The sequence below is a fragment of the Brochothrix sp. genome, from assembly GCF_017549435.1.
GTDB classification, from domain to species: Bacteria; Bacillota; Bacilli; order Lactobacillales; family Listeriaceae; genus Brochothrix; species Brochothrix thermosphacta.
Genome location: NZ_JAFYUW010000157.1, coordinates 1 through 8,617, shown reverse-complemented (window position 1 = coordinate 8,617; position 8,617 = coordinate 1). Strand labels below are relative to the sequence as shown.

11 protein-coding genes are annotated in these 8,617 nt (G+C 37.3%); 7 read left to right on the top strand and 4 right to left on the bottom strand.

From position 1 onward, the window contains the following. Positions 1 to 470: 470 nt before the first annotated feature. The 3 genes from ybaK to IKV95_RS10295 are packed head-to-tail and all read right to left on the bottom strand — an operon-like array spanning position 471 to position 1,565. Complete coding sequence (gene ybaK / locus IKV95_RS10305; RefSeq protein ID WP_029091994.1) at positions 471 to 953, bottom strand: Cys-tRNA(Pro) deacylase; 483 nt, start codon at positions 951 to 953, stop codon at positions 471 to 473. A gap of 16 nt (positions 954 to 969) precedes the next feature. After that, a complete protein-coding gene (locus IKV95_RS10300) occupies positions 970 to 1,218 on the bottom strand; it encodes a DUF1450 domain-containing protein (protein WP_069125667.1) in 249 nt (82 codons plus the stop codon). Next, complete coding sequence (locus tag IKV95_RS10295) at positions 1,218 to 1,565, bottom strand: YuzD family protein (protein ID WP_069119048.1); 348 nt, start codon at positions 1,563 to 1,565, stop codon at positions 1,218 to 1,220. The genes IKV95_RS10300 and IKV95_RS10295 overlap by 1 nt, the downstream gene beginning before the upstream one ends. A 120-nt stretch (positions 1,566 to 1,685) precedes the next feature. Between IKV95_RS10295 and IKV95_RS10290 the strand changes: the two genes are divergently transcribed. Continuing rightward, positions 1,686 to 1,958 (top strand): NifU family protein, encoded by a 273-nt coding sequence (locus IKV95_RS10290; RefSeq protein ID WP_051457420.1) that lies wholly within the window; start codon positions 1,686 to 1,688, stop codon positions 1,956 to 1,958. A gap of 16 nt (positions 1,959 to 1,974) precedes the next feature. Next, on the top strand, positions 1,975 to 2,547 hold the full coding sequence (locus IKV95_RS10285) for a HesB/IscA family protein (protein WP_287451772.1): 573 nt from the start codon (positions 1,975 to 1,977) through the stop codon (positions 2,545 to 2,547). Between the two features lie 89 nt (positions 2,548 to 2,636). On the opposite strand, the gene IKV95_RS10280 is transcribed toward IKV95_RS10285, so the two are convergent. Next, complete coding sequence (locus tag IKV95_RS10280; protein WP_375152868.1) at positions 2,637 to 4,001, bottom strand: MATE family efflux transporter; 1,365 nt, start codon at positions 3,999 to 4,001, stop codon at positions 2,637 to 2,639. A gap of 146 nt (positions 4,002 to 4,147) precedes the next feature. On the opposite strand from IKV95_RS10280, the gene IKV95_RS10275 reads away from it, so the two are divergent. From IKV95_RS10275 to IKV95_RS10255, 5 genes are all read left to right on the top strand, one after another. Beyond that, positions 4,148 to 5,248: an AI-2E family transporter gene (locus IKV95_RS10275; protein WP_029091989.1), complete on the top strand. Its 1,101-nt coding sequence runs from the start codon at positions 4,148 to 4,150 to the stop codon at positions 5,246 to 5,248. 66 nt (positions 5,249 to 5,314) lie between these two features. Continuing rightward, complete coding sequence (locus tag IKV95_RS10270) at positions 5,315 to 6,241, top strand: manganese-dependent inorganic pyrophosphatase (RefSeq protein WP_069125662.1); 927 nt, start codon at positions 5,315 to 5,317, stop codon at positions 6,239 to 6,241. Positions 6,242 to 6,624: 383 nt separating this feature from the next. Beyond that, on the top strand, positions 6,625 to 7,332 hold the full coding sequence (locus IKV95_RS10265; protein WP_029091903.1) for a metal ABC transporter ATP-binding protein: 708 nt from the start codon (positions 6,625 to 6,627) through the stop codon (positions 7,330 to 7,332). Then, entirely contained in the window at positions 7,278 to 8,105 is an 828-nt protein-coding gene (locus IKV95_RS10260; RefSeq protein ID WP_029091904.1) for a metal ABC transporter permease, read from the top strand. Before IKV95_RS10265 ends, IKV95_RS10260 begins: the two co-directional genes overlap by 55 nt. A gap of 14 nt (positions 8,106 to 8,119) precedes the next feature. Next, a partial coding sequence (locus tag IKV95_RS10255) for an HflX-like GTP-binding protein (RefSeq protein WP_483296365.1) occupies positions 8,120 to 8,617 on the top strand: 498 nt, incomplete at its 3' end.

Sequence of the window (8,617 nt, the reverse complement as noted above, 5' to 3'; positions counted from 1 at the left end):
GGTAAGAAGATTTTTCGAAGATTCTTAAATCTAACATCTATATTTATTAGAAAGTAGTAAGCCCAACAGGGTTTACTACTTTTTTTTATGAAAATATCAGGGTGGAATGGTGCTGTCAAATAGTAATATAAGGAATGGTACCCTTAAGAGCATTAACAGAGGGAACGGTACTCGCTTGCTTGAAGGATTGGTACTCTTAAGAGCATTAACAGAGGGAACGGTACTTCTCGTAAAGCGAATAAATTCGCAACGATATTAGCACCCATACTGTTCTCGTAAAGCGAATAAATTCGCAACGATATTAGCACCTATACTGTTCTCGTAAAGCGAATAAATTCGCAACGATATTAGCACCCATACTGTTCTCGTATAGCGAATAAATCCGCTACGATAACAGCAATCCGCTACGATAACAGCAAAAAAGCTGCACAGAAGCGCAGCTGTAAAAATTACGTATTTTAAAGTGAAAATTAATTCATTATAAGGGATGCAGTCGTAGCAGCCGTAGCGTGCACTAAGTCGGGGCCTGACAAAATAATTTGTAAGCCACGTTTACCCGCAGAAACAGCGATTTTTTCTTTTTCAAGAATCGACTGATGCATAAAAGTAGGCAAGCTTTTTTTCATGGCGAGTGGAGAACAACCCCCTCGTATATAACCGGTAATAGGGAGTAATGTTTTCACTTCAATCATGTCCACGCGTTTATTACCACTGATACGGGCAAGTTGTTTTAAATCAATATGTTCATTAGCAGGGATACAGGCGACAAGATGCCCTGTTTTATCACCGATTAATACAAGTGTTTTGAAAACAGCATCTGCTTCCATACCGATTGACTCACTTGCATGAGTAGCATCAAGTTGTTCAGGATGCCATTCATAGCTAGTAATATCGTAAGTGACACTCAATTTGTCTAATTCACGCATTGCGTTTGTTTTTTTGCTTTTTGCCATCTGCTTCTGCCATCCTTTAATTTACTTTATCTAAAAAATCCTCATCATACAAATAAGTATAGATGTTGTGAATCAATTCGTCGGGTGTATTACCTTTAATTACTTCGCCTTCGACTAATGCGTAAGGGGAAGTTGCGCAGGTATCGCAATAAGTGAGACAGCTATAACTAACAACGTCTAAGCGGTCATCGTTTTCTAATTCTTGTAGTGCTTTTTCTGCGCCAGATAATAAATTATTCACGCAAAATTCAATCAAGGGGTTCATTAAATCACATTCTCTTTCTTTCGGGAAACAGGCGTATAGCCGTTATCTTCCATATAGCGATATACTTTCTTTAAACGAGGTTGCCCTTCTGTTAATATCTCATTATCAACAACTACTACCGGATAAAATAAATCCTCTTCAATGATTTGATGGGCCATATTTAAATGAATGTCATCTTCTGGAGGCGAATAAATATCGATATAGGTCACTGAAAATAGTTGGTCAGGAAACTTGCGTCCGATAGCAGCACGTAGCCACTCTTCAGTATCCTTAGAAGAAGGCATGTTCACACAACTCGGGCATAGTATAGTAGCACCGTATACAAAAAATTCGACGTTTTTTTTCATACGTATTGTCCCCTTTATTGGTTGTTTACCCTTATTTTAAGTCAAAAAAATAAATTTAGCCATTAATTGGATTGATTTGAAAGATTTCTACAGTCGCTTTTTATGACCAAAGACTTTATAATGAAGAAAGGAATACTATTTGAAAGGCAGGTGGGCAAAGTGAGTCAAGAAGAGCAGATTGAAATTGAACGAACGCTCGATAAATTGCGCCCTTATTTACTCAAAGATGGTGGAAATTGTGAATTTGTAGATTTCCAAAATGGTATTGTTGAAGTGCGGTTATTAGGTGCTTGTGCCACATGTCCAAGTTCCGATTTCACTTTAACGGCAAGCATTGAACAACGTTTGTTAGATACACTACCATATATAAAAGGCGTTAAACAAGTTTTTTAACAAGGAGGCAGGAATGATGACGATAGAACGAACAGTTGATTTCACAGAGAATGCACAAAAAGAAATAAGAGATGCAATGAAAAAAAACGAACTTGAAGGTTATGCTTTTAACCTTTACTTAGAACGTAATGAATACGGTGGCTTAGGCTATGGTATGCAATTAACGGATGAACAGGTAGCCGATGACGTGGAAGAAACTTTTGAAGGCTTTGTATCGGTTGTTCGTAAAGAAGATGTTCCTTTCTTAGCAGGAACAACAGTTGATTATGGCGTTCAACATGGTAGCGAGGGTTTTATTATCGATAATCCTAACATACAGCAACAACAATCTGGTTGCGGATGTGGTGGTCATGGACATGATCACGATCATGGACATTCACATGCTCATGCAGAATCTGGTTGTGGTTGCGGTGGTCATGGTCACGGTGAGCAACACACACACGCGGAAGAACAACAATCAGGCTGCGGTTGTGGTGGTCACGGACATTCACACGCAGAAGAAGCGACAGAAGAACGCACATGTAAATGTGGACGTAAAGACGGTAGCAATCCTAACGGAGAATGCCAGTGTCAGAAAGAAAAAGCATAAAAACTGATTGAAGTTTAGACTAAAACAACATGTTATAATTTTTCATAAAAAAACCAGAATATCAAGTGATATTCTGGTTTTTGTTTTTACTATAAGATACTTTTTAAAGCCCATACTTTTGAGCGCCAACGATAAGCCATTAATCCTCCACGGAGGCCCTCATCGATGATGTAAGCAATCCAAATCCCAGCTAACCCTATGTGTAGCGGAACACTTAAAAGATACGCAAACGGCAAGCTGACAATCCACATGATAATCAAACCAACGATGAGTGGAAAACGAACATCACCCGTTGCATTAAGTGAGTTAATTAAGATGATATTTGTTGCCCGCACCGTTTCGAGTACCAACCCAAGTAAGAAAAGATTTTTGGACAATTCGATAACTTCGGGATCGTTTGTGAAGAAGCTCATAATTGGTGTTGAAAAAATATAAAGCAAAAAACTGCCGATAAGTGCGAGTGCAGTTCCAATAATCCAGCCATGCCAACCTTGACGATAAGCTTGATCGGGATTTCGAGCACCGACTTGATGCCCAATCAAAATCTGTGTTGCTTGCCCAATTGAGATGGGTAATAAAATGACGAACTGTGAAATACTAGAAACATAAACTTTTGTTGTCAATGCAGTTGAACCCAGCACAGCAACAATAGTAGTAATAATAATTTGAGAACCATTATACGAAATCGATTCACCAGAAGATGGGAGACCCAGTCTTAAAATAGCATAGCTAAGTTTATAGGTGACATCTTTTACTTTTTTAAATGAGAAGGTATAGCCTACGTGACGTTTGAGAAGGTACAGAGCTAATAATAACCCCACAAAGTTAGCGAGGGCAGTGGCAATACCAACGCCTGCCATACCTAATACAGGGATTCCGAAAGGTCCAAAGAGGAACAAGTAGTTTCCGATTACATTTAAAATACTCGTAACAACAGGAACATACATGGCTTGTTTAACATAGCCGTGGCTTCTTAATATAGGAAGAATGGCTACTTGGATCGCAATGACAATAGATGCACCACCGATCCATTGTAAGAAAGGCGTTCCTAATGCAATTAAATTATCATCGAGTCCTAACCAGCTTAAAAAGTGTGATGAAAAGAAGAGGAATACAACAGTGAGTATAATACCTAAGATAGCAGCTAGTACTAATCCAGTTGTAATAACATGCTCAATTTCTTTTCCACGTTTTGCGCCTAACAACTGCGACACCAGGATTTGTAAACCAACAGAAACAAACCCATAAATATAGATTGTTAAGACGATTATTTGGTTGGCGACACCTGCAGCTGTAGCTGCTTTATCAGAATAAAAACTCAGTTGAAAGATATCGATGTTTGTCATCAAAACTCTCAAAAATTGTTCTGTAAAGATAGGCCAAGCGAAGGTTAATAAAGCAATTGTCATCAATTTGATAGACATTTTGCCAGAGAGATTAAATTTAGATTGCATAGTACACTCCTTCATAACAAATACATTTTACACATCTTAACTATTATAAACCTCTATCTCAGAGTTGCAAGTGCCATATTTCTTTATACTAAGGTTACAATCTTTGATATAATAGTGATAAACGTACGTTATAAGGAGGGAATCGAGTGTTTAAAAACTCTAAATTATTTTTTTGGACAGTAGAAATTTTAGCAATTGCATTATTGTTGTACTTATTTACACAGATGTCATTTTTATTTGGTCCGATTCGAACATTCATTTCCACTATTTTTATGCCAATGTTATTGGCGGGTTTTATTTTTTATATGCTAAACCCAGTGGTTGGATTGATAGAAAAGTTGAAAGTTAAACGAATATGGGCAATTGTTATAGTATTCTTTTTAATTATCGGGGTTATCGGCCTCTTTGCTTACATGATTTTTCCACCGTTAGCGAATCAATTAGTGGAGCTTGGAAAAGCTGTACCTGGTTATTGGAGTAAAGCAAATGATTATTTTGATAAGTTATTAACAAATCCACAAATTCAAAATCTTGATATCGAAAATATGTTAAAAGAAGCAAATCTTAATGTATCTAAAATAGTCAATTCCATTATATCTAATGCAACAAGCAGTATTACAAGTATCATTGGTGTGATTGCGAGCGTAACGATTACAATCGTAACAGTACCATTCATTGTTTTCTTCATGTTTAAAGATGGTCATAAATTCAGCGGTAAGGCTGTGAAATTTTTCCCACGTGCTGTTCAAGAAGAAGCGGGAACAATATTATCACAAATGAGCAAAACAATTTCATCTTATATCAGTGGACAAACGTTAGATTGTCTTTGTGTAGGTATTTTGACATTTGTTGGTTATTTGATTATCGGTCAACCTTATGCATTGTTATTAGGTGTTATTGCCGGAAGCACAAATATCATTCCTTACTTAGGACCATGGATAGGTTTATTGCCTGCTGTGATAATTGGTATCTTTATTTCACCATGGCAAGCCATTGCCGTTATTATTGTTGTTTTAATTGTACAGCAAATTGATTCAAACATTATGAATCCATTGATTGTGGGTCGTTCATTAAACGTCCATCCGTTAACAATTATTATTGTGTTGCTTGTAGCTGGTAATCTTGCGGGATTATTAGGAATGTTGCTTGCAGTGCCAACATACGCTGTTGCTAAAACAGTTATAATTAATATCGCTAAGATGTGGCGTTTAAACAAAGAAAGTCGTCTGGAAGTTAAAGAGCCTTAGTGTTCTTAAAATTTAAAATATGATAAAATAGAGACGAAAATGAGTATAAAAGGGGCGAATATAAAAATGAGTAAAACATTAGTTTTTGGACATAAAAATCCAGATACAGATACAATTACAGCAGCGCTAAGCTACGCTGCCTTAAAACAAGCTTTAGGATTTGACGTAGAGGCTGTTCGTTTAGGAACGATTAATCCTGAAACACAATTTGCTTTAGATTATTTCAAAGTAGAGGCACCACGCCTTGTTGAAACAGTGGCTAACGAAACTAACGAAGTTATTCTCGTAGATCACAATGAAGCACAACAAAGTGTGGATGATCGCGCGGCTGTTACTATTACTGAAGTGATTGATCATCACCGTGTTGCCAACTTTGAAACGCTTGATCCATTGATGATGCGTATCGAGCCAGTGGGCTGTACAGCAACAATTATCTTGAAACTTTACACTGAAAATAACATTGTACCAACGCAACAAAATGCAGGATTAATGTTATCAGCTATAGTATCAGATACATTGTTATTCAAATCACCAACATGTACAGAACAAGATGTTGCAGCAGCCGCAATTTTAGCTGAAATAGCACAAGTTGATGTTCAAGTATACGGCTTAGACCTTTTAAAAGCAGGCGCAGATGTTAGTACAAAAACAATTGATGAATTAATTACATTGGATGCGAAAGAATTTGATATGGGCAACCAAAAAGTTGAAATAGCACAAGTTAACGTTGTTGATCCATTAGATGTACTTATTCGCCAGCCTGAAATTGAACTTGCCATCAACGAAAAAATCGCAAGCAAAGGATTAGATATGTTCTTGTTTGCAATTACTAATATTTTGACAAACGATTCAGTTGTGCTTGTATTAGGTACAGCAGCAGGTAAAGTAGAACAAGCGTATGATGTTCAACTTGTAAATAACTTAGCAACATTACCAGGTGTTGTTTCACGTAAAAAACAAATTGTTCCTATTATTACACCTTTCTTTGAGTAAAAACGAAAACAGCCCGTTCAATGGCTACTAGCTTGGAGAAAAATGAAGGAGGCTATCTGTGCCTGCTGATTTTTTTGAAAGAGAGTGAGACATTGGCTGTTGCAGTTGGAGAAAAGTAAAAACGAAAACAGCCCGTTCAATGGCTACTAGCTTGGAGAAAAATGAAGGAGGCTATCTGTGCCTGCTGATTTTTTTGAAAGAGAGTGAGACATTGGCTGTTGCAGTTGGAGAAAAGTAAAAGCAGAGCACACTTGTTCAACAATGGATAAACCTAAAAACCTTGATGATTAACTAATAATCAAGGTTTTTTCTCTTGTGTTTTTACTAAGGTTAGCATACAATTAAACGTAATGGTTACGTTTTAGATGCAGGGAGTGGAAATGATGGATTATATTCAAGTGAAAGATATTATGTTTAAATACGATGATGAGCCTGTGTTATCCGATGTTTCATTTCATATTAGTGAAGGTGAATTTGTGTCATTAACAGGAGAAAACGGCGCGGCAAAATCGACGTTATTAAAAATTGTTTTAGGCCTATTAAAACCAGCAAGTGGTGAAGTAACGCGAACATTAGTGAATACTGAAGGTGAAAAATTTCAAATTGGTTATTTACCACAACAAGTTGCTTCATTCAATGAAGGATTTCCAAGTACAGTAATTGAATTGGTACGTTCAGGACGTTTTCAGAGAGGCAAGTGGTTTAAACGTTTGTCACAAACGGATCATGAAAAAGTAGAAGAAGCATTGCGTTCTGTTGATATGTGGAAGTATAAAGATGCTCAGATCGGTGAATTATCTGGCGGTCAAAAACAACGTATTTGTATGGCACGTGTTTTAGCTGCTGAGCCAGATTTATTTGTTTTAGACGAACCTACAACAGGAATGGATAAAGAAAATCGTAAAAACTTTTATAAATTAATGCGTCATTATGCGGATTCACATAATCGTGCAATCTTAATGGTGACTCATGATGATGAGGATTTAACACGATATGTCGATCGTGAATTACGCTTAACACGAAAGGAAGATACCGAGTGGAGATGTTTTTGCATGAATTCATGCAGCGCGCATTCATCGCAGGAACATTAATTGCGATTTTAGCACCGCTGTTTGGTTTATTTGTTATATTAAGAAGGCAGTCGTTGATTGCTGATACACTCGCACATATTTCGCTTGCCGGAGTAGCTGTTGGTTTTACAATTGGCGTCAACCCAACATTAACAACAATTGCGGTTGTGGTATTAGGTGGCTTGACGATTGAAGTAATGCGCAGTTTTTTCAAAACATATTCTGAATTATCAATTGCAATCCTCATGTCTGGTGGGTTGGCAATTGCGCTTGTATTGACTAGTTTTAACGGTGGAAATTCAACTGCGAGTATTTCACAATATTTATTTGGATCGATTGTTACAATCGATGCTGAAAGTGTTTTTTGGTTATTGGGACTTGCTATTGTGGCAGTCACACTGTATTTATTATTCCGTCGACACATGTATGTGTTAACATTTGATGAGGATACAGCTTATACAAGTGGATTAAACACACGTTTGATTTCAATGGTATTTAGTGTACTTACAGGTTTAGCAGTAGCGATTATGATGCCGATTGTAGGCGCGTTATTAGTCTCGTCATTAATGATTTTACCTTCAGCTATCGCTATTAAATGGGTGAAAAGCTTTGATTTCGCCATCATATTGAGTATTGTGATGGGATTAATTGGTGTCTACAGTGGATTAACGATGTCTTACCAAGTGGGATCACCACCAGGCGCATCGATTACGATTGTATTAATTGTGATGTTTATTATATCAATGATTGTTCGCACAATTTGGTTGCGTAGCAAGGGACGGAAATACAAATAAGAAGAGGTGAAACGATGACAAATGTTGTATTAGTAGGCGTAGAATTGCCTCGAGTAAATGATTTTGCTGAATCGATGATAGAACTCCATGGCTTAGCTGAGGCAGCTGATTTGAATGTAACGCATGTACTCACGCAAAAACGTGAACGTGTCCATGCGGGAACCTATCTAGGTAAAGGGAAATTAGCAGAGTTACAAGGTTATTTAGAAGGTACTGAGAGTGAAGCTATTATTGTGAACGATGAATTAACACCCAGTCAAATCAAAAATTTAGAAGCGGTTCTGGAATGTGAAATAATGGATCGCACGATGTTGATTTTAGCTATTTTTGCAGAACGTGCACAAACTCGTGAAGCAAAATTACAAGTTGAGGTTGCACGACTACAATACCTGATGCCACGTCTTGCTGGAATGGGTATTTCAATGAGCCGTCAAGGTGGTGGTTCATCAGGATTGGCAAACCGTGGTGCGGGTGAAACAAAACTAGAACTTGATCGTCGAACAATTAGTGAT

Coding starts and splice junctions, on each gene's coding strand:
- ybaK (WP_029091994.1), bottom strand. CDS start 953: ATGGCAAAAAGCAAAAAAACAAACGCAATGCGTGAATTAGACAAATTG.
- IKV95_RS10300 (WP_069125667.1), bottom strand. CDS start 1,218: ATGAACCCCTTGATTGAATTTTGCGTGAATAATTTATTATCTGGCGCA.
- IKV95_RS10295 (WP_069119048.1), bottom strand. CDS start 1,565: ATGAAAAAAAACGTCGAATTTTTTGTATACGGTGCTACTATACTATGC.
- IKV95_RS10290 (WP_051457420.1), top strand. CDS start 1,686: ATGAAGAAAGGAATACTATTTGAAAGGCAGGTGGGCAAAGTGAGTCAA.
- IKV95_RS10285 (WP_287451772.1), top strand. CDS start 1,975: ATGACGATAGAACGAACAGTTGATTTCACAGAGAATGCACAAAAAGAA.
- IKV95_RS10280 (WP_375152868.1), bottom strand. CDS start 4,001: ATGCAATCTAAATTTAATCTCTCTGGCAAAATGTCTATCAAATTGATG.
- IKV95_RS10270 (WP_069125662.1), top strand. CDS start 5,315: ATGAGTAAAACATTAGTTTTTGGACATAAAAATCCAGATACAGATACA.
- IKV95_RS10265 (WP_029091903.1), top strand. CDS start 6,625: ATGGATTATATTCAAGTGAAAGATATTATGTTTAAATACGATGATGAG.